General features: G+C 67.9%; 11 protein-coding genes. 2 read left to right on the top strand and 9 right to left on the bottom strand.

Features of this window, described 5'->3' with window-relative positions; genetic code table 11:
* Window positions 1-8: 8 nt before the first annotated feature.
* The 7 genes from F0U60_RS07740 to F0U60_RS07710 form a co-directional block, all read right to left on the bottom strand.
* Window positions 9-338, bottom strand: coding sequence for a hypothetical protein (locus tag F0U60_RS07740; protein WP_395815975.1), 330 nt, complete (start codon window positions 336-338; stop codon window positions 9-11).
* A gap of 182 nt (window positions 339-520) precedes the next feature.
* Window positions 521-4,747, bottom strand: coding sequence for a kelch repeat-containing protein (locus tag F0U60_RS07735; RefSeq protein WP_395815972.1), 4,227 nt, complete (start codon window positions 4,745-4,747; stop codon window positions 521-523).
* Between the two features lie 599 nt (window positions 4,748-5,346).
* Entirely contained in the window at window positions 5,347-6,330 is a 984-nt protein-coding gene (locus F0U60_RS07730; protein WP_395815969.1) for a hypothetical protein, read from the bottom strand.
* 393 nt (window positions 6,331-6,723) lie between these two features.
* Window positions 6,724-6,966, bottom strand: a complete 243-nt coding sequence (locus tag F0U60_RS07725) for a hypothetical protein (RefSeq protein ID WP_395815966.1) — start codon at window positions 6,964-6,966, stop codon at window positions 6,724-6,726.
* A gap of 211 nt (window positions 6,967-7,177) precedes the next feature.
* Entirely contained in the window at window positions 7,178-8,020 is an 843-nt protein-coding gene (locus F0U60_RS07720) for a carbohydrate ABC transporter permease (RefSeq protein WP_395815963.1), read from the bottom strand.
* Complete coding sequence (locus F0U60_RS07715; RefSeq protein WP_395815961.1) at window positions 8,020-8,940, bottom strand: carbohydrate ABC transporter permease; 921 nt, start codon at window positions 8,938-8,940, stop codon at window positions 8,020-8,022. Before F0U60_RS07715 ends, F0U60_RS07720 begins: the two co-directional genes overlap by 1 nt.
* Before the next feature lie 5 nt (window positions 8,941-8,945).
* Window positions 8,946-10,256 (bottom strand): ABC transporter substrate-binding protein, encoded by a 1,311-nt coding sequence (locus F0U60_RS07710; protein WP_395815958.1) that lies wholly within the window; start codon window positions 10,254-10,256, stop codon window positions 8,946-8,948.
* 401 nt (window positions 10,257-10,657) lie between these two features.
* Between F0U60_RS07710 and F0U60_RS07705 the strand changes: the two genes are divergently transcribed.
* The gene (locus tag F0U60_RS07705; protein ID WP_395815955.1) at window positions 10,658-14,584 is read left to right on the top strand and encodes a serine/threonine-protein kinase PknK; all 3,927 of its coding nucleotides are present in this window, start codon (window positions 10,658-10,660) and stop codon (window positions 14,582-14,584) included.
* Window positions 14,585-14,598: 14 nt separating this feature from the next.
* Here F0U60_RS07705 and F0U60_RS07700 read toward each other — a convergent pair whose 3' ends face one another.
* Window positions 14,599-16,371: an OPT/YSL family transporter gene (locus F0U60_RS07700; protein WP_395815952.1), complete on the bottom strand. Its 1,773-nt coding sequence runs from the start codon at window positions 16,369-16,371 to the stop codon at window positions 14,599-14,601.
* Window positions 16,372-16,406: 35 nt separating this feature from the next.
* Entirely contained in the window at window positions 16,407-18,713 is a 2,307-nt protein-coding gene (locus F0U60_RS07695) for an ATP-binding protein (RefSeq protein ID WP_395815949.1), read from the bottom strand.
* 204 nt (window positions 18,714-18,917) lie between these two features.
* Here F0U60_RS07695 and F0U60_RS07690 point away from each other — a divergent pair, with 204 nt between their 5' ends.
* Window positions 18,918-20,309 carry a serine/threonine-protein kinase gene (locus F0U60_RS07690; RefSeq protein WP_395815947.1) on the top strand — a complete coding sequence of 464 codons (1,392 nt, stop codon included), beginning with the start codon at window positions 18,918-18,920 and terminating at the stop codon, window positions 20,307-20,309.
* Window positions 20,310-20,500: the final 191 nt, after the last annotated feature.

The raw sequence follows: 20,500 nt of genomic DNA, 5'->3' as shown, positions 1-20,500 counted from the left end.
CTTCCTCCCTACGAGCGGTAGAGACGGTAGAAGCGAAAGGCCTTGGGCCACTCGCGGCGAGGCTTGAAGGCGATGGCCACCTCCTGTCCGCCCAGCGCTGACTCGGTGAGCACCACGTGGTCCTCGAAGGCCTTGGCCCGCTCGAACTCCTCGTCCGTCACCTTGCACACGGCCTTGTAGAAGGGCCCCGACAACCACTCCGCCACCTCTGGCGCGTCCCGGAACTTCAGGTACGCCGCCAGGGACGCGTGTGCCGCCGCCAGCACCGCGAAGCCGGTGGGCACACTCTCGCGAATGAGGATGTACATCTTCAGGTGCCCACTGCCATCCACGCTCATACCAGGACTCCCAGGTGCCGGTGATGCTCTCGCGAAGCGAGGTAGCCTGAGACCCGTGCAGCCGCAATAGGACCCCGGCCGATCGGAGACACAACAGCCCCGGTCACCCATACCTGGTGACCGGGGCTCTTCATCCTCTCACCGCGTTCCCGGAGGGCTTGGCTCTCACCCTCCCGGTGGGGTCACGGAACGTACAACTCGGCCGAGGCTGTATTGCGGTTGCTGACGCCCGCCGCAACGAGCACCCGGCCATCGGGCAGCAGCGTGGCGGTGTGCGAGTAGCGGTCTACGGCAAGGTTACCGGCGGGGCACCAGCTGCGCCTGCGGGGGTCGTACAGCTCCGCCGAGGTGAGGATCCCGCTGTACGGGTTGTAACCGCCCACAACGAGCACCCGACCATCCTGCAGCACGGTGGCAGTGTGGTAGCGGCGGGCCGTCCCCATCGAGGCGGAGGCAGTCCAACTCCTGGAGACCGGATCGTACAGCTCGGTCGTGTTGCTGAGCGTGAGGCTGCTCCCGCCACCCGTGACGAGTACCTGTCCGCCGGGCAAGAGGGTGGCCGTATGATAAACGCGGGCCGTGCTCATCCCGCCCACGGCCATCCAGGTCCCGGAGGCCGGGTCGTACAGCTCGGCCGACGCCAGGAGAGTGCCGCTCCCACCACTACCACCCACCACCAGTACCTTGCCGTCGGGCAGGAGGGTGGCCGTGTGATGGGCACGAGCCGTGGACATGCCGCTCACGAGCGTCCAGGTCCCGAGGACCGGATCATAAAGCTCGGCCGAAGCCTGCGTGATTCCTCCGTCGTTGCTGCCACCGGTGACAAGCACCTTGCCGGATGGCAGCAGGGTGGCGGTGTGATAGCGCCGGGCCGAGGTCATTGCGCCGGTGGGCAGCCACAGGCCGGAATCCGGGTCGTACAACTCGGCGAACGAACCGGACTCGCTGCCATCACCACCTGCGACGAGCACCCGGCCGTTGGGCAGCAAGGTGGTGGTGTGATCTCGGTGGGTAGCAATGGCGCTGCCCGTGGCCGTCCAGGTTCCGCTGGTCGGGTCGTACAGCTCGGTGGCCCAAGTGTAGCCGCCCACCACGAGCACCTTGCCGGAAGGCAGCGGGGTGGCGGTGTGCAACAGGTGGCTAATGTTGGCCAGGTTGCTGGTGGCGACCCACCGTCCTGTGGCGGCGGGGCAGATGCCCGTATCCGCCACGACGTGCACCGTGCGCGCCGTGGTGACCTCATGGCCGGACCCATCTGCCACCGCATAGGTGACAGTGTAGCTGCCCGCAGTGGAGGTATCGACGGTACCGGAGATCCGTACTCGAGAGGTGAGATCCCCCGCGCAGACGTCCGAGGCCGTGGCACCCTGTTCGGTGTACGGGCTCCCCACATCAAGGGTGATGACGCCTGGCCCGTTGAGCGCCAGCGTGGGCGCCTGGGTGTCGACGACGTTGATGGCCGAGGTGCACTGAACCTGTTGCCCGGCGGTGTCCTTCGCCGTGTAGGTGACAGGCGTGGAGCCGAGCGGGAAGGAGGCCTCCGTGGGCTGGGAGACCTCCGCCAACACACAGGTGTCTGCCGCGGTGGCGGCGGGTGGCGTCACGCGGGCGCTCCCTCCCACGCACTCGGCGGTGGTGGTAGCCGGACAGGAGAGGGTGGGGAGCTCGTTGTCCTGCACAGTAATGGGGATGGCGCAGCTGGCCGTGTTGCCCGCGCTGTCGGTGGCAGTGCAGGTCGCCTGGGTGGTGCCCAGCGGGAAGCTGGCACCGGACGGCGGGGTGCATCGGGTGCTAACGCCGCCGCAGTTGTCAGTAGCGCTGGGGGTATAGGTAGCCACCGCGCTGCCATCGCGGCACTCGAGCACCGGCGTCTCTGTGGGGCACACGAGCGCCGGGGGCGTCATGTCCTCCACCGTGACGGTAGCCTCGCACGACGAGGAGAGCCCCAGCTTGTCCGTGCAAGTGAGGGTCACCTTCTGCGAACCACGCACATACGGGCAGCCCGGCGTCTGCACGCAGCTGATTGTGTCGTTCTCGTCCGGGTCGTACGAGCCGTCATCCACAGAGGCGCAGCCGCTGCAGGTCGAGTCCGCTGGGACGGTGAGTCCGCGGCAGCGCGCCACGGGTGGGCGGTTGACGCAGTAGCCGGGGCAGGACGGCCCGTCGGACGGGTCATCCCAAACGAAACTGGCCACCCCGATGGCCGGCTCGGGCATGCCCAGGGTGTAGGCGAACACCTCGAGGGTGTTGTGGCAGGCCTTGAGCGGAAGGGTGAATGCGTAGGAGGGATCGAGCCCGCAGTTGGTGCAGACGGTCACCTCGGAACCACCGTTGAGCCGGTACCAGATGCGGTCCACGACGGCGGGCTTGCTCTTCACCACTCCGGAGATGGGAATCGTCGGGCCAGTGGCGCAGCCGGAGGCAGAGGAAATGCTCACCGCGAGCGGCGGGACGATCTTCACCCGCTGCCCGCAGCCCAGTGTCACACTGACGGGGGCGAAGGTGGCCGTGTTCACTGTGCCGTTGTCGCTCTTCATGTAGGCGCCGGGCTTGAGCGTGTAGGAGCCCTGCGGGAGCGTCATCGACACCGAGCCCTCCGACTGGAACTCCGAATCCAGAGGCGTGTACCCCCAGATCGCGGGGATGCCGTAGAAGCGGCCGCCGACTGAGTAGGTGCTCTGCAGATCCCTCCAGTCCTTGCCGTTGAAGGAGCCGCTCACGTCCGCCCAGGGGTTATAGAGGCGTCCTAAAGTGGTCGCGTACTGGAGTTGCACTTCGTTGAAGCAGTACTCGTGGTCGATGAGCTTTTGCTCTCCAGCGCCCAGGAGCGCGGAGTGACTGCTCGGGACGAGCGACAGGGAGCCATACCGGAAGAGTGACTCGTCATACATTCCGGGCCGGGTGTTGAACGAGGCGCCTTGCGACCAGAAGCGGAGGTTCAGGTTCTCCTGGTTCCACGTGAGCGGCAAATCATACGGGCTGGGGAGGGCCTGCTCGTAGGTGGAGGCCAGTTCGCCGCGGATCCGGTCGAACTTGTGGGGGAAGGCCGTGTAGGAGTAGCCACCCGCCACCGTCGCGCGCAGGAAGGTGCCGTTGTTGCCGATGCTCGGGTCGTTCGGGATGCCATCGCCGTTGCTGTCGTAGTCCGCCTCGAACCAGAGCGACTCCAGGGTGCTGCGGGAGCCGGGGTATAGGGGGATGGAGGGGTCCGCCAGCCGGACGGCGCCGTAGAAGTAGGCCGGCCGCATAACAAAGGCGTGCCGCGTCTCTCCTCCCACCACCTTGGTCACAGGCGTGGTCTGGTTCGCGATGACCGTGACCGGTCCGGCCGGCGTTGAGGGGGACAGCGTGGTGGAGAAGCGGGTGAACTCGCGACCCCTGCGCAAATAGCCAGAGCTCTGGAGCGACCAGTCTCCCTGGTCCATCGCCGTGCTCATCGTCCACCAGGTGCTCGGGTCGCTCAGGGGCGACGTCGGGCTCGTGCTGACATGGCTGCGGGTGATGGTGGGGAGGGCCAGGTACGTGGCCAAGATGGAGCGCCTGTAGGTGGAGGTCTCTCCGATGACCTCCCAGGGCCCGGTGAGATTGCCCTGCGGCGGCGGCCGGAGGTCATCCGAGATGGGGGTGCAGATGTGAACGACCTCGTCGCAGGCGGCAGTCGCCGTCACGGGTCTGGCGAGGGCGTAGATGCGGCCGTCCTTGCCCCGGACGCTGTAGTAGAGGGTGCTGTTCATGCTCTCCCCGCCCGTGAGGTAGGTCGCGTAGCGCTGCTGGCCTGGCAGGCGGAACACGGTGACGTTCCTCACCGAGGCGCTCAGGAACGCGGGGGACGGCGTCTCGCACTTCTCATCCACGCCGAAGTCGAACTGGATGGCGCCGATGCACGCCTCGATCTTGACCTGAGTGGGGTTGGGCGGTGTTTCACGGGGCCAGACCACGACCCCCCTCGCGGGGGGCAGCGTGTAGGCTCCACGCCTGGCTGAGACGTTGTAGACGACGCCCGCATCTCCTCCCGCGCTGGATTCGACGAGCAGTGTGAAGTCGTACTCGGAGGGGCTTTTGAACTGGATGGTGCTGGTCTGACCGATGTAGCCGCTCGGCTTCGTGCTGGTGGCAGAGACGTAGGCGATGCTGGAGTTGTTGGAACTGCCGCTGACGTGCCACGGGTCCGCCGCTAGCAGCGCGAGAATCTCCGGGTCCTGGTTGGTCAGCCTCGCGGTGCCCTGAATGACATTGGGCTCCAGTTCGATGGTGCCCCCATCCGAGGAGGCCGCGGCCATGACGGCCAGCTCGGATGCCGCGAGTCTGGGTACCTCCTCCTCGGGGGCGAAGCCGATGGGAAACCCCTCTCGGGTCAGAGGTTCGTCCCGGGCAGGAGGTTCATCAGGATCCACTAGGAAGGGACCCACCGTCTTCGACTCCCCGGGCGAGAGCTCCAGGGTGGCGGATGGGATGGCCCCCGTCTGCCCTGGTGCTTCTTCCTCCCAAGCGCTTCCACAAGCCGTCAGGAGCAGACAGCTCGACACAGTCAGCACTGCTGCGTACGGATATTTCAAACTTCCCCCTCGTCTCCACCACATGTGGAGATGTTTGATATTGGCAGAAGACAGTGACCTCACACAAGTGCATCCATGCAAGAAATCGCGAACCCCTCAAGATGTCAGGGATGGAACCGCGCTGTTTGTCATGGATGTCTTGGATTGCAGAAATCAGCGTCGGGGAAATCCGAGCCACATCAGGGCGTTACGCCCGCGGCCGTCGTCCTCTCCCACTCGTTTCGAGACCTCGTGCTATCCGAGTCGTCCTGGCAGACAGACCGGGGCAGTTTGCCCACCTCGGCCCCCCACGGCTCCGAACGTGCGGAAATTCCCGCCTCCGGCTCTTCGGCTCATGGAGTCTCCGCGAGCACTATCCGGAGACATCTCGTTGAAGAGGTACGCTCCTGCGTTCTCCCATTCCAGCGGTGCTCCCAGGTCACGAATGCAGCACGCGCCAGAGTGGATGCCCTTCAATCCTCGCCAAAGAAACAGGATTTCTCCTTGTCATCCTTGGCCTCGTAACGCTCGCCATTCCAGCGGAACACCACGGCCGGAAGCGGACCACCATTGCCCCCCTGGACCGCGCCCTTTTGCGAACTCTCGGCCGAGCTCACCTTGACCCAATTGAAGACATCGTTCGTCTTCGACCTGGCCACGGCAAGCACCGAGCAGGACCGTTCCTCCCACTGCCAGTCCTCAAGGTTGACATCGTTGTCGTTGGCGAATCCTGGCGGAGGACCCTCACGGGTGTACTGCCGATAAACAACTGTCTTCAATACGCGCTCGAGCTTGCTGCCGTGGATACGGAAGACCTGGAGTTCCTCCTCCTCGGCCGTTTGATTGTTCAGCACGGGTTCTCCACGACTGCGCCTGAGGCCAAAGCCGATCTCGTTTCCGGTAAGGCGATAGGGGGCAAGATCGAACTTGTAACCATATTCATCTCCGAGGGTAATGGGATGCTCCGCTCTTGCCAGCAAAGAAAGCCGGTCATCAACGCCCATGGAGACCGCGAACAATTCGAGCTCACCCGTGTCGATCACGACACTAACGAGGTAAACATTCTTTCGTGCCTTCCAGGCCCGGACCTCTACCTGACCGTGGTCTGGAGAGAGGTGAAGCACCCTCTCGAGGTCGGATGTAGAGAGGCTCGGTGCATCCTCTCTCGCAGTGGGCTCATAGCGCCCGCATGTCTGAGCCGGGTATGGAATTTCCCAGGTGAAGCCGGGCCGTTCGAGCAAGGGATTGAGAAGGCTATCAGGAAGCTGTGCAAACAGAGTCAATTCCAACCGCAAGCTCTTGAGCGACCCCAACTCAGATGGCAGACTTTCGGGAAGTGTTTTGATGCGATTCCCAGTAAGGTCGAGCTTTTCCAGCGAGGCCAGGCCCGACAACTCCCCTCTCCGCAGCAGGGTCAGGCCCATCTGGGCCAATGACAATTCGCGGAGCTGCTTCAACTGGTCTTGCGTAATCTCCTGGCAGGAGCACTCCGAGCAGATTGCCCGCTTGATGGCGTCGCGGACTTGCGGCGTTCGTTGGCAGAGCGGGATTGAAGCGGATTGTTCGCTCTGCCCATATGCCGACGCAGTGCCAAGAATCAACACACAGCGTAACCAGAGGGCATGGCCTCGAATGCGTTCGGACAACATACCTCGACCCCCGCCGAGAGAACCTACGTGATACCTGGGGCTTCAATGATTGAAAACCCGGCCTGCCTTCTCATGGAAACAGGCATCTCGACGCAACCTACCACTTCTGCTCGGGCGAGCAGACGGTAAGGAGCCGAAGACTCCGAGCGGCGGGTTCGAATCCCACCGCGGGGACCCAATCGGGGGAGACAAACCTAGGGCCTAGGCCTGAGCGTGTCCGCGAGCCGTGGAGCCTCCCGTGAGCTGGCGCGCACGGGCTCGGGCCTTGAACAGCAGCTCCTCCAGGTCTTCCTGCTTCATCGGAGTCCTCGCCAGCGCGGAGTCCGTGGCTCGGTAGAGGAGCGTGGCCAGATCCAGCAGCACCGGGCGCAGCCGCTTGCCGAGAAGCACCGCGCTCGCAGCTGCGCCGGAGCCGAGCAGGAACGAGGGAAGATCGAACTTCACGCAAACACCTCCAGGAGTTGAACAGAGACACGTGAAGCCCCTGACCTCCTCTAGGTGGAGCCGCTCGCCCCACGGTGCAAGGTGCCATGACCCACGGCCCCACACCGAGGGACGGAGCGCGGCCCTCCCCTGTCTGCTTGCACGCAAGGAGCCCCGTGCCTAGTGGAGCGCCCGCACACGGCTCGCGCACGTCGATGATGGAGCCTCCTTCTCAGCCTTTCAGGCCGCTTCGGGAGACGCCCTCAATCACGTGCCTCTGGGCGAGCACGAACAGGATGATCGCCGGGATGCTGGCCAGGACACCGCCCGCCATGATCACCGGATAGTTCGTTGTGTAAGCGCCCTGGAGGATGGACAACCCGGGCGGCAGCGTGAAGTTCCCCGGGCTGAACAGCACGTACACCGGCCAGATGAAGTCGTTGTAGTTGGTGAGGAACGACAGCACCGTCAGCGTCGCAATGCCGGGACGGGAGAGCGGCAGGATGACCCGGTAGAAGATCTGCCACTGATTGGCGCCCTCGAGCAGCGCCGCCTCTTCCAGCTCCCGGGGCAGTGACGTGAAGAACTGGCGCATGAAGAAGACGCCGAAGGCGCTCCCCGCTCCAGGCACGATCAGCGCCCACAGCGAGTCGAGCCAGCCGAGACTGCTGACAATCAAGAAGTTGGGAATCAGGAAGACAAAGGTTGGGATGAACAGCGTCCCGACGATCAACCCGAACAGCACTCGCCTGCCGGGGAACTCCAGCCGGGCCAGGGCGTACGCCGCCAGGACGGACGTGCCCACCACGAGCAGCGCATTGGCCGTGGCTGTGAGAATGCTGTTGAGGAACCAGCGCAGCACCGGCGTCTCGGAGCCCAGCGAGAGCAGGGGGACGTAGGCCTCGGTCGTGAAGGGCCTCGGAATCCACGACGGCGGCAGCCGGGTCGCGTCGGCATTCGTCTTCAGTGACGTGCTCAGCATCCACAGCAGCGGCGCCACGAAGACCCACGTCAGCAGCACGAGCAGGACGTAGAACGGAAGCCGAGAAAGTGGCCGAGCGGTGGTGGCGCGCATCACGTGTCCTCCTGCCGGAGGAGACGGAAGTTGAAGGCGCTGATCACAAGCAACGTGAGGGCGAGCACGTAGCTCATGGCCGCGGCGCTGCCCATGCGGAAGGAGCGCAGGCCCGTGTCGGCGATGAACATGATCGCAGTGCGCGTCTCGTTGGCCGGGGCGCCTCGCGTGACGAGGTAGGACTGGCCGAACATGTTGGCCGAGCTGAGGATCGTCATCGTGAGCACGAGCAGCAGCACCGGCTTCAAGCCCGGCAGCGTGACATGAAGGAACTGCTGCCAACGCGTGGCACCGTCGACCTTCGCGGCGTCGTACAGCTCTCGGGGGATGTCCTGTAGCCCAGCGAGGTAGATGATCGCGTTGAACCCGAGCGTCCACCACACCGTCATGCCCACTAGCGAGATCCAAGCCCACGGCACAGCGGTGGTCCACGGGATGGTCGCGGACAGGGACTGGTTGACCAGGCCGATGTTGGGATCCAACAGGAACCGCCAGAGCACGCCAACCACGGCCACGCCGAGCACGTAGGGCGCGAAGTAGACAGCACGGAAGAAGGTGCGGCCGGGAAACTGGCGGTTGAGCAGCAGCGCGACGAGCAGGGGCACCGTGACGAGGAACGGCACGCTGAACAGCGTGAAGAGCCCGGTGGCCCTCATGCTCTGCCAGAAGTCACTGAAGTCGCGCGACTCTGACGAGAAGAGGTTCTGGTAGTTGCGCAGCCCCACCCAAGGCTTGCGCGGCAGCAGGAAGTCCCAGTCGTGCAGGCTGATCCACAACCCGTAGAGGGCCGGCAACACCACGAAGACCCCGAACAGCACCAGGTACGGGGCGAGGAAGAGGTACGGCGTCGCGCGCCCCGCACGCCGGATCGGCCGGGGCTCGGGACTCGACCGCTGGAGCTTGGGAGCTTGCGTTTGCATGAGCGTCAGTCGCCGTATTTCTCGTGGTTGTCCCGCACCACCTGGGTGGCCTGCGCCGCGGCCGACTTCAGCGCGTCGGCGGGCGACGCCTTGCCGAGCACCGCCTGGTTCACAGCCTTGTCCACCATGGCCAGCGCGTCGGCGATGCCTGCGACCGCTGGCGGGAAGCGGATGTACGGCGCCTGCCTGGCGAACTGGACCTGCGCCTTCATCGCCTTGAACTCCGGGCTCTCCGCCACGCTCTTGAGCACTGGAATCTTGCCGCTCGCGAGCCACTCCACGGAGCGCTGGCTCATCCACTGGATGAAGGTGCGCGCGGCCGCCAGCCTCTCCTTGCTCGGCGAGCGCTGCCTCAAGAGCACGAACTGGTGGGAGTTGCCCCAGACCGCGTCCTGGGTGCCAATCCTCGGAATCGGCGCCACACCCCACTCGAGCCGCGGCACCTCGTCGAGCGCGTTGATCTGCCAGATGCCGTTCCAGTTGAAGGCGTTCTCTCCGTTCTGCAGCGCGATGACGTCCGCGTCCTGGCCGACGTTCGCCGGGCTGTAGCCCTTCTTCACCAGGTCGACCATCCACGTCAGCGCTCGCACGCCGGCGTCGGAGTCAAAGGTCGCTCGGGTGACCTCCGGGTCGAACAGCTCTCCGCCGAACTGCCACAGCAGGGTCTCGAACTGAAACGTCCCGGTGAAGGGAAAGGGTGACATCCAGTGACCTGGGATGCCCTTCCCCTTGAGCTGCTCGAGCGCCGCCATGTACTCGTCGCCGGTGCGCGGCGGCTTCTCTGGGTCGAGCCCGGCCCGCCGCAGCACCGCCTTGTTGTAGAACATCCCGAGCGGATGCATGTCGAAGGGGATGCCGTAGCGCCTGCCCTGGTAGAGACCGCCCTGCCACACCTCCTGCGAGGTGTAATCGGACGCCTTCAGCCCAAGCTCCTGGGCCAGGTCATCGATTGGCACGAGGATGCTGCGCGCGGCGTTGGTCGGGATGTCGTCAACGTGCATGACGCAGACATCGGGAGCCTGTCCGCTGATCACCGCGCCCGGAACCTTCTGGAAGAAGTCGGCCCAGACGTAGATGTTCATCTTGACCTGGATGCCCGGCGTCGCCTTGTTGAAGTCCTCGACGAGCTTCTTGATGTACTCCCCGTCACCGCCGGTGAAGCCGTTCCAGAACGTCAACGTGACGGTCGACCCCTTGGGCTCCCTGCGCGTGCTCGACTCCTCGCATCCGCCCAGGGCGACAGCGGCCCCTGCTCCGAGCGCCCACGCCATGAAGTGCCTGCGGCTCAGTTCCGAAACGAAGCGGGCTCCAGCCATCGTCCAGCGGGTATGCCACACTGGAAGTGCACGACCGGCCACGGTGGACCCGGGGTGTCCAGCAGCATGCGTCTCGCGCGCTCGACTCGCCCCAATACCCTCCCCATTGGGTCACTCTTGGACATCCACGTGCATCTCACCCTCTCCCACACCACGTAACGGCGTCCTAGAGCGGGGCCCTGCCACTCCGAGTGCTGGGCATGCGCGGAGGCCAGCACGGTTCGACCCGCCCCCTACCCAGCCAGGCCATTTAGAAGAGGGTCACCCTGTGGGGTGGTAGGATCCTTCACGTGCCGCGTTGCGTGACATGTGGGCAGCGTTGGGAGGGGACCCACGCGCACTGTCCCCGAGGAGCCACTCCGACCCACGCCCCCTTCGTGGGGCCCGGTCGGAGGGAGCCGTTGCTCGCCATTTCCGGCTACCACCTGGAGGAGGTGGTGGCGCGCGGAGGCTTTGGCACGATCTACTCCGCGCGGCGCGAGCACGACGGCCTGCACGTGGCCATCAAGGTGGCACATCCCGAAGTGCCCCTGGCGCGCACCCAGCTCGCTCGCGAGGCCGAGGCCCTGCGCATCATCGGCCCGCCCACCGTGCCCACCGTGCACGACTCGGGCAACCTGCCCAGCGGCACCCCCTTCCTCGTCATGCAGTTCATCCCGCTGCCCACCCTGGCGCGGCGCCTGGCCCTGCTGTCCGGCCCCATGCCGCTGGCCGAGTTCACCTCGCGCTCGCAGGCCCTGCTCAACGCGCTCGAGGCGGTGCACGGCCACGGCTACCTCCATGGCGATCTCAAGCCGGAGAACGTCTTCCTCGATGACACCCTGCGCTCGGCCGGCTTCTTCGACTTCGGCCTCGCGCGACCCGTGCGCACGCAGATCCCCACTTCCGCCGAGGAGCCCACGCCTCCCCTCGGTGACTCCTTCGCAGGCACCGTCGAGTACATGTCCCCCGAGCAGTGCTCGGGCCAGGCGGACCTGGACGTACGCTCGGACATCTACTCGCTGGGCATCCTCCTCTACGAGATGCTCACCGGCCGGCCTCCCTTCTTCGGCACCCCGGCGGACGTCATCCACGCGCACCTGGCGCGCCGACCCCTGCGCCCCTCGGAGCTGGTGCCCGTGCCCGTGCCCGCCGCGCTCGAGCAGGTGGTGCTGCGCTGCCTCGCCAAGGAGAGGGAGCGCCGCTTCGACACCGTGGCCGCCCTGACGCGCGCGCTCCAAGAGGCGCTGGCCAGCACCGCGAAGCCCCCCTCCCCCGTGCTTTCCCTGCTCCCGCCCCTGGAGCGGAGCTCACCCACGGCGCCCGCGCCCGTGCGGCGCTCGGTGGCAGTGCTCTTCTTCCGCTCGGGCGCCAACCCCGTCACGGTGCAGAAGGCGCTCGCCGGCTTCGGCGGGCAGATGGCCTTCCACGAGGGTACCCGCTTCGCCGGCGCCTTTGACCCGGACGCGGGGGAGAACCCTGTGCAGCGCGCCCGACAGGCCGCCGAGGGCCTCGCCGCGCAGAGCCTGGCGCCCGCCGCGCTGGTGGACGTGGCCACGGTGATGGTGCAGCGCCGTCCTGGCGGCCCCGCGCGCTACCTCGGCCCCGTCTTCTCTCGGAAAGATCGCTACCCCACGGATGACGATGCCTCCACCCTGCTGCTCACCGGCGCGGCGGTCGAGGCCCTACCGGACCTGCTCTGCGAGCCAGTGCCGGATCGCGACGGCATCTTCCGGCGTGCGTCCACCTCCATGGGGCGCGAGGACGTCACCTTCCTCCAGCACGGCAGCGGAGTGCTGGTGGGCCGCGGCAACGAGCTGGCCGAGCTGATGGAGAGTGCGGGCCTGGCATTGGTGGAGGGTGCGCCCACGCTCGTGACCGTGCTGGGGGACCGAGGCCATGGCAAGACGCACCTGGGCGCCGCCCTCACGCAACAGCTTCAGGTGGCCCTCCCCCACGCACGGATCGCCACGTGGCGCGCTCGCGAGCCGGTGCAAGGCGATCCCGAGGGCACCCTGCGCATGCTGCTGCGCGGCGCGTTGTACGGCTTCCACAGCGACACCGATTTGACGGGCTCCGACCAAGGGGGTCGCGCCACCTGCTTCGAGCTGCTGGGACCGCAGCTGGCCACGGAGCTGTGGCCTGGCGTGGCCTCCACCTTGGGGTGGCTGGCTCCTGGGGCCGCCGGGCTGCAGAACTGGGCCGCAGCACCTGGCGCGCTGCGCTCGCTGGCCATGCGCGCCGCCGGTGAGCTGCTGGCCGCGCGCGCTCGCCGCCAGCCCCTGTGCCTCATCCTCGACGATGCGCACTACGCCGAGGAGACGGCGTTGGACGCGATCGAGTACGCCGCGCTCGCCGAGACCCATCTTCCCCTTTGGGTGTGCGTGCTGGCGCGCCCGGGCTTCGAGCGCCTGCGCCCCTCGTGGGGTACGCGCGCCGCTCGCCGCCAGGTGATGCAGCTCGGCGCCCTCGCCCCCTCCAGTGCGGTGGAGCTGTGCCGCACCCTGCTGCGCCCGGCGGAGAACGTCCCCGCCGCGGCCCTCGAGCGACTCACCGAGCGCGCCCAGCGCATCCCCCTCTTCCTGGTGGAGTTGGTGCGCGGCCTCAAGCGCCAGGGCCTGGTGCGCCAGCGCGCCAGCGGCGGGAGCTGGTTCCTGGCCACGGACGAGCTGGAGCGCATGCCGGAGCTGCGGCTGGTGGACTGGCTGGCGGACCGGGAAATGGGCGCCCTGCCCATGGAGCTGGCCGCGCACGCGCGGCTGTGCGCGCTGCTCGGCCCGGACTTCACCGACGCCGAGGCCGAGGGCGTGGTGCACGCGCTGGAGGAGGATGGGGGCGCAGCGGACTTCCCGTTGGATCCGCGCCACGCCACGCGCCGGCTGTTGGACCTGGGCCTGCTGGTGAGCCACCGCCTGGAGGGCATCAGCTTCCGCAACGAGCTGCTGCGCGCCACGGTGGAGCGCTCGCTGCCCGAGGCGGACCGGGCACGCATCCACCGCGCCGCCTTCCGGTACTACCTGAGCGAGGCAGGCGCCGCCGAGCGCCAGCGCCTCCCCCGTCTGGCCCTGCACGCCGCCGCCGCGGGTCTGCGCGACGAGGCCGCCGCTCTCTACATCGACCTGGCCGAGTCCGCGCGCGGACGACACGCGTACATCGAGGCCGAGTCCACGTATACACGTGCGCTGGAGCTGCTGGACGCGGAGGACCGTAGGCGCCGGCTCACCGTGCTCCGGGGACGGGGCCTCATGCGCTATCGCGTGGGGCGCTACGAGGACTCGCTGGCGGACTTCGCCGCGGCGCGCGAGCTGGCGAAGCAGCTCGGGGCCATCTCCGACGAGGTGGACCTGCTGCTGGACGAGGCCATGGCCTACGATTGGATCAACGACTACGCGCGCTCCGAGGAGCGGGTGTACGCGGCCCAGGAGCTGGCCTTCAGCTCGAAGCTGCAATCGCCGCTGCTCCAGGTACGGCTGCTGCTAGGCCTGGGGCGCGCACAGTTCCGCAACGGCCAGTGGGAGGAGTGCTGCGAGCCCCTGCAGGAGGCGGCCGAGCGCGCCCGGAAGCTGGGGGATGCGGGCTATGAGTCGCGGGTGGTGGCCCAGCTGCTGCTCGGGGTCATCCTGCCCAACATCGGCCGCATGGACGAGGCGGAGCGCATCTTCGAGGAGGTCATCACCGCGTGCACCGAGCGCGGGGATCGGCTGCACCTGGGCAGCGCCATCAACAACCGGCGCAACCTGTGGGTGGCACGCAACGACTTCCAGGGCGCGATGCAGGACCAGGTGCGCTTCATGCACCTGGGACGCGAGCTGGGCATGGTGGGCTGGGAGTACTTCGCCGAGCACAACATGGGTGAGCTGCTGCTCCAGGCGGGGGACGCGGAGGCGGCGGCCCCCCACATCGCCCGCGCCATCGAGCTGGAGCGGCACCATCCAGAGATGGCTCCCAGGCCATGGGCGTTGCTGCTACAGGCGCGCGCGCTGGCGTACGCCGGACGGAACGAGAAGGCGCGCGAGCTGCTGACGGAGATCCGCCAGACACTGAAGCAGAGTGGCGCGGAGTTCAGCCCCTCGGAGGAGGTCATCTTCTCCACCGTGGAGCTCGCCACGCGTGACGCCAGCTGCGAGGAGTGGAAGGCGCTGCTGGCGCGCTCCAATGAGTACTCCGTGGAGCAGGAGCCGCTGGAGGTGCTGGAGTTGCAGGCCCTGGCGTTGCTGCGGCGAGGCGAGCAGGCAGAGGCCGTGCGCATTCTGGAGGAAGCGCTGCACCGCGCCAGGACCATCCCCAACGTCATGTGGGGCCGGCTCCAGCGCAGCCTGGAGAACGCGCGCCTCAGCCCCGCCGCGTGAGGCCATGCGCCCCCTCACCCCGGCGGCTGCAGGAAGCCGAGCGCGAGCAGCGCCGCGATGAGCACGCCCAAGAGGGACTCGCCGACGATGAGGCCCGCGCCCGCCGACTGGACCGTCTGCGTGGCAGAAGGCCGGAGGCGACCCACGACCACGGCCACCAGCGCGCCCAGGCACAGCGTCACCGCGTAGTAAGCCGGCACGACGAAGCCAATCCCCATGGCCGCCGCCGAGGGCAGCCATCGCGCCAGCTTGCCGCGTGCTCCCACCGACAGCAGGACGCCCAGGGTGAAGGCCAGGCCCGTGGCCAGCGTGGACGAGGGCGGCATTCCGTTCAGCCCGTGCGAGGTGAGCTCCGCCACCGCCTTGAACTGCAGTCCCGTGGGCACGGGCAGCGCCTGAGAGCCTAGCCCGTGCACGGACACCAGCAGGAAGTAGGTGGGGACAGCCACGGCGGCGCCCAGCAGCAGCCCGGAGAGCTGGACGAAGAGCTGACGGGAGGCACTGGCCCCCAGCAGGCGTCCGGACTGGAGCGACCACAGGCTCGCGCTCGTGTGCGACGCGGCACCCGACACCACCGCAGCAGCGGCAACATTGAGGCCGGGCTGCCCCGGCGCCACCATGCCGAAGCCCCCCTGAGAGAGCTGTCCCACGGGGCTGATGGGGGCGATGTCTGACTGGCCCGTCGCACGGGCGCATACCGCGCACAGCGGGAAGGCCAGCACCAGCGCCAGAAGGAAGTAGAGCGGGCTCAGGTGGAAGGCGAACCACGCCATCCCCAGCGTGAGGAGGATGGCTGCAAACACCGCCCTCGAGGCCCACTGGCCCGCCGTGGACTCCCACCCCTCGCCGTGCTCCCCGAGCCTACGCAAGTCACCCAGCGCGGCCGGCAGCGCGCGCACCTGGGACACGAGCGACGTGGCCGCCGCACCCGCCATCAACCCCACGCCAGGCCAAAGGAGCCATGAGGAGAGGGAAGCAAAGTCGGCCCCCTGCACGAGCCCCCCGCGGACCAACCCTGGCGCCAGCCCCACCCACGCCACCAGCGAGCCCAGCAGAATGCTCAGCCCCGCCTGGGGGCCCACCAGCACGCCAATGCCCAGCAGCATCGGGTTCCAACCGATGCCCAACAGCAAGCCGTCCGCGCCAATCCCCCCCACCCGCACCGTCGAGGGCAGCAGCGAGGCCGCGGGCACGAGGCCGCGCGCATCCCGCAGCCAGGTGAGCACCACGGAGGCGAGACCACTCACCCACAAGCCCCGCGCCCGCGCGGCATAGGCCGAGCCAGTGGAGTGCAGCGTCGAGATGAGCTCCGCGGTGGCCGCCCCGGTAGGAAACGGCAGCGCCTCCTCCTCGAGCAGACGTCGGCGCAGCGAGAAGGCGAACAACACACCGAGCGTCCCGAGCCCCACGCCCCACAAGGCCACCGCCCAGCCGGGCGGCTGCGTCCCCAGGAACGTGAGTGCGGGCACAGCGCCCAGCAGTCCCGCGCTGGCGGGCATCGCGCCCACCGAGACGGCCGTTGTCTGGGAGAGGTTCGTCTCGAGCGGGGAGAGCGGAGCGCCGCGCCGAGCGAGCGCCGACAGGCCACCAAAGGCCAGCAGCGAAGACAGCACGCAGCCGGACTCCCAGAAGCCCGTCTTCAGCCCCATGTAGACGTTGGTGACGGCCAACACCGAGCCGATGAGACCTCCCGCCACCAGCGCGCGCGGCGTCAGCTCAGAGGGAGGGCTCGACATGGGGGAGACGGCATGGAGCGAGCGCGGCGAAACCTCACTGGGGGCCAGCATGGCAGCCACTCCGGCTCGCCCCAACTGCCTCTCACTCATCTCGTGCCTCCCGCGAGGGCGATGGGCGAGAGCGGAGCAGCAGCGGCGGCAGGGGACTGGGCGGAGCGGCCCACCAGCGCCCGGAGCTGCCGCAGGTCGAGCGGCTTGCTGAGCTTCGGGTTGGGCACCTCCTGCAGGAAGCTCAGCGCGCGCGGGGTGAAGGCGCCCCCCGTCATGAACACCACCCGCTGGGCCTGATCCGGTACCGCACGGTTCAGCTCGGCGTAGAGGTCCATGCCCGTCATCCCCGGCATCATCACGTCACAGAGGATGAGGTCGAAGCGGTTGCCCTGGTCCAGCAGCTTGAGCGCAGCCCGGGCGCCGTTGACGGTGGCCACCTCGTGCTCGGGCGCCAACGAGCGCTGGAGCGCTCGCGTCACATAGGGCTCGTCGTCCACCACCAGGATGCGCGCTCGCCCCGGAGCGGGCGCGGGCACGGGCTCCGGCCGCGTCTCCACGGGAACACCGGCCACCCCCAGGTGCACGCGGAAGGTGCTCCCCTTGCCCGGCGAGCTCTCCACGGCGATGCGGCCTCCCATGGAGTCAATGATGCCGTGGCAGATGGACAGCCCCAGCCCCGTGCCTTCGCCCACCGGCTTGGTGGTGAAGAAGGGATCGAAGATGCGCGCCTGCACCTCCGGCGTCATCCCCACGCCCGTGTCGCGCACCTCCACCACCACCTCGCCCGCCCCACTCTCGCGGATGACGACGCGAATCTCATGCTCCTTCGCGTCACCCTCCGGGATGGCGTGCGCCGCGTTGAGCATCAGGTTGAGGAACACCTGGCACAGGCGCGACTCGTTGCCCTGCACCGAGGGCACGGGCTCGAACTGCGTCACCAGCCGGGCGCGGTGCTTGATGACGTTGTCCGCCATCTTGCACGCCAGCTCCACCGCCTTGCTCACCTCCACCGGCCCCAACCGGTCCTCCTGCTGGCCGCGGGCAAACGTCTTCAAGTCCCGCACGATGGAGGCGATGCGCTCGGCGCCCTCCACCGTCTCGCGCACCACCTGGTGGAGCGGCTCCACGGTCTCCGCCACCGGCGAGCTCCTCAACCGCTCCAGCCCCTCGGAGATGAGGTGCAGGTTGACGAGCATGTACGCCAGCGGGTTGTTGATCTCGTGGGCCACGCCTGCGCCCAACGTCCCCACCGAGGCCAGCCGATCCGCCATCTGAAGCCGCGCCTGAAGCAAGCGGCGCTCGGTGGTGTCGCAGTGCACCAGGATGTGGGCAATGGTCCGCCCCTCCGCGTCGCGCAGCGGCGCCACCACGGACTCGCAGTAGCACTGCGTGCCGTCGGGTCGCTTGAAGTCCAGCTCGCCCGTCCACCGGCCCTGGCGCTCCAGCGCCGCGAGCACCTCACCCGTGCGCTTGTCCTCCTCGCCCGGGCGCAGCAGTCCGAAGAGCGTCTGCCCGAGCGCCTCGGCCTTGCCTCGGCCGAACATCTTCTCCGCGCTCGCGTTCCAGTCGATGATGCGCCCGCTCCGGTCCGTGATGACCACGCCCTCGCACAGGCTCTCGAAGATGAGGGCCTGGCGGCGCAGCTCCTGCTCGGCCAGCTTGCGCTCGGTGATGTCCATCACCGTGCCGGTGATGCGCACGGGAGTGCCGGTCTCGTCGCACAGCACGTCGCCCTTGCAGGACAACCACCGGCCGCGCGCGCCCGCCACCTCGATGCGGTACTCCACGTCCAGGTGCGCGCGCTGGGCGAGCGCCGTGGACAGCGCCTCACGCACGCGCGGCAGGTCTCCCGGATGCACCACCTCGGACAAGTCCGTTTGGCGCCCCGACAGCGAGCCCACCGGCAGGGTCAGCAACCGGTCCACCTGCTCGGACCACGTCACCGCGCCGGTGGCGGCATTCCAGTCCCAGATGCCCACGCGCGCCGCGCTCAGCGCCTGCCGCAGCTGCTCCTCTCCCTGCTCCACCAGCTCGCGCATGGAGAAGCGCAGCACCGTCACGGTTCCAATCTGGACCCGGTCCCCCTCGTGCAGCTCCGCGGACGCGATGCGCACGCCATTGAGGTAGGTGCCATTGGTGGAGTCCAAATCCGCCAGGTGGAAGCCGCCCTCAGGCGTGCGCGTGATGCGCGCGTGCCGGCGCGACACACCATGGTCGTTGATCTGAAACCCCGCGTCCGCGCCTCGTCCGAGCACGTGCTCCGGGGACTCGATGCGGAAGACCTTTCCGATCGCCGCCGGCGTCGTGGTGCTGGTGAGGATGAGGCACGCGCTCTCCGAGGAAGGGAGCGGCGTCGCCGGCCCTCCACACATCGTGAGGTCGTCCACCATCTTCATGGCCATGCTCTTCCCGGGGGCAGGAGTTCGTCAGCCTTGGAAGTATCCAGCAGAGCAGAGGCGAGCGACACCTCACCAACCCGGTGCTGTGTCTGCCCATCCATCCACCATTGGACACCTCGCCCTGTGAGGGTAACCCAAGTGCCCGCCGCTCGACAGAGGACCCCCCCCTGCCTGAGTGAGTCCGCCACCGGTGCTAATCTTGAAGTAATGGCGGACACGGACAGCACTTTTCACATCCTCCCTCGTACGGAACGGTCGCCACCCAGAGAAACCCCCGCTCGGGTGCAGCCCGCCCCTGGGGCTCTCGCAGGTGAGTACATGCTCAAGGCGGTGCTCGCCTCTGGGGGGCACGGAGCGGTGTACGAAGCTGAACATCGCATCCTCGGCCGGCGCGCCGCGGTGAAGGTGCTGCATCCGCACCTGACCGATCAGGGTGAAATGTTGCAGCGCTTCGTGCGCGAGGCGAGGGTTGTTAATCAGATACGCCACCCGCACATCGTCGACGTCTATGACTTCGGCATGCTGCCGGATGGCAGTCCCTACTATGTGATGGAGCTGCTGCCCGGGCGCACGCTCAGCCAGCTTCTTCAGGAGCGGGGGCGGCTGTCGCCCGAGCGAGCGCTGGCCTTCTTGGAGCCGGTCTGCGCCGCGCTGGAGGCAGCCCACACCGCGGGCGTGGTGCACCGAGACCTCAAGGCGAGCAATGTCGCCGTGGTGTCCGAGGCGGATCCACCGGTGGTGAAGCTGTTGGACTTCGGTATCGCCAAGTTCATCCACCCGGAGCCAGGGCAGGAAGGACTCACAGTGGCGGGCCAGCGGCTGGGGACCTCGCAGGCCATGGCGCCCGAGCAGTTCCGCGGCGGCAGCATCGGGCCCACCACGGACGTCTACGCGCTGGGCGTGCTGCTGTACCAGATGCTGACGGGCCACTACCCCTTCCAGTCCGAGGACCGGATGGAGGTGGAGCGGATGCACCTGGAGACACCGCCGCCGCGGCCGAGCACCGAAGCCCCTGTACCGCCCGCGGTGGACGCAGTGGTGCTGCGCTGCCTGGAGAAGGAAGCGGACCGGCGCTACCCGGACGTGGCCTCGTTCCGCGCCGCGCTGCGGGAAGCGGTGTCACCTGCGTCCGCGGAGCGAGTGACGGCCATGGGCCGGAGCGTGCGCGCCTTCGCGTTGCACGCGGAGGTGGTGCTCGAGGAAGGCACCGAGGACGACGCCACGTACGTCACTGTCTCCGAGGTGCTGGACGGCCTGGAGCAGGATCTGCGCGCCGCGGGCTTCGTGCTCGCCGTGCAGACAGGCATGGCGCTGCTGGGTGTTCGCCCGCTCGACGAGCCGCCTCGCGTTGACGCTCACGGGCTGATGGAGACCGCGCGCGAGCTGCACCAGCGGGCCTGCGCCCGAGCTGCCGGAACGCGCGTGAGCGTGCACGCCTGCGTTCACGTGGGCCAGGTGGACGCGCGGCGCGGCCCCGAGGGCATTGAAGTCACCGGCGGTCCCCTGGCGGACATCGCTGGCTGGGTGGTGCGCGACGCGAGTGGTTTCGGCGTCACCCCCTCGGCCGCGCGCGCCTGCTCCCTGCCGCTCGTCGGCTGACGGGCGTCCTTCCCCTTCCTTCCCGGACTCGACGTGGGGCCCGCAGGGCCTCACGCGGACCTCGCACGTCCTCTTGTGAACCCCGGTCTCGTCGTGGACCTCACACGTCCCCTCCCCGGAGACGTGACGAGCTTTCCACTGCCTGACACATCGCGCCTCCCAAATTCTCAGACACAACGAATCAGGTGTCG

It is taken from the genome of Archangium minus (assembly GCF_044360475.1).
Lineage (GTDB): Bacteria > Myxococcota > Myxococcia > Myxococcales > Myxococcaceae > Archangium > Archangium minus.
This window is presented reverse-complemented; position numbering and strand designations above follow the sequence as displayed.

Bases quoted from the DNA above. Each gene is read 5' to 3' on its own strand.
- F0U60_RS07740 (WP_395815975.1), bottom strand. From the start codon at position 338: ATGAGCGTGGATGGCAGTGGGCACCTGAAGATGTACATCCTCATTCGC.
- F0U60_RS07720 (WP_395815963.1), bottom strand. From the start codon at position 8,020: ATGCGCGCCACCACCGCTCGGCCACTTTCTCGGCTTCCGTTCTACGTC.
- F0U60_RS07715 (WP_395815961.1), bottom strand. From the start codon at position 8,940: ATGCAAACGCAAGCTCCCAAGCTCCAGCGGTCGAGTCCCGAGCCCCGG.
- F0U60_RS07710 (WP_395815958.1), bottom strand. From the start codon at position 10,256: ATGGCTGGAGCCCGCTTCGTTTCGGAACTGAGCCGCAGGCACTTCATG.
- F0U60_RS07700 (WP_395815952.1), bottom strand. From the start codon at position 16,371: ATGCTGGCCCCCAGTGAGGTTTCGCCGCGCTCGCTCCATGCCGTCTCC.
- F0U60_RS07695 (WP_395815949.1), bottom strand. From the start codon at position 18,713: ATGGCCATGAAGATGGTGGACGACCTCACGATGTGTGGAGGGCCGGCG.
- F0U60_RS07690 (WP_395815947.1), top strand. From the start codon at position 18,918: ATGGCGGACACGGACAGCACTTTTCACATCCTCCCTCGTACGGAACGG.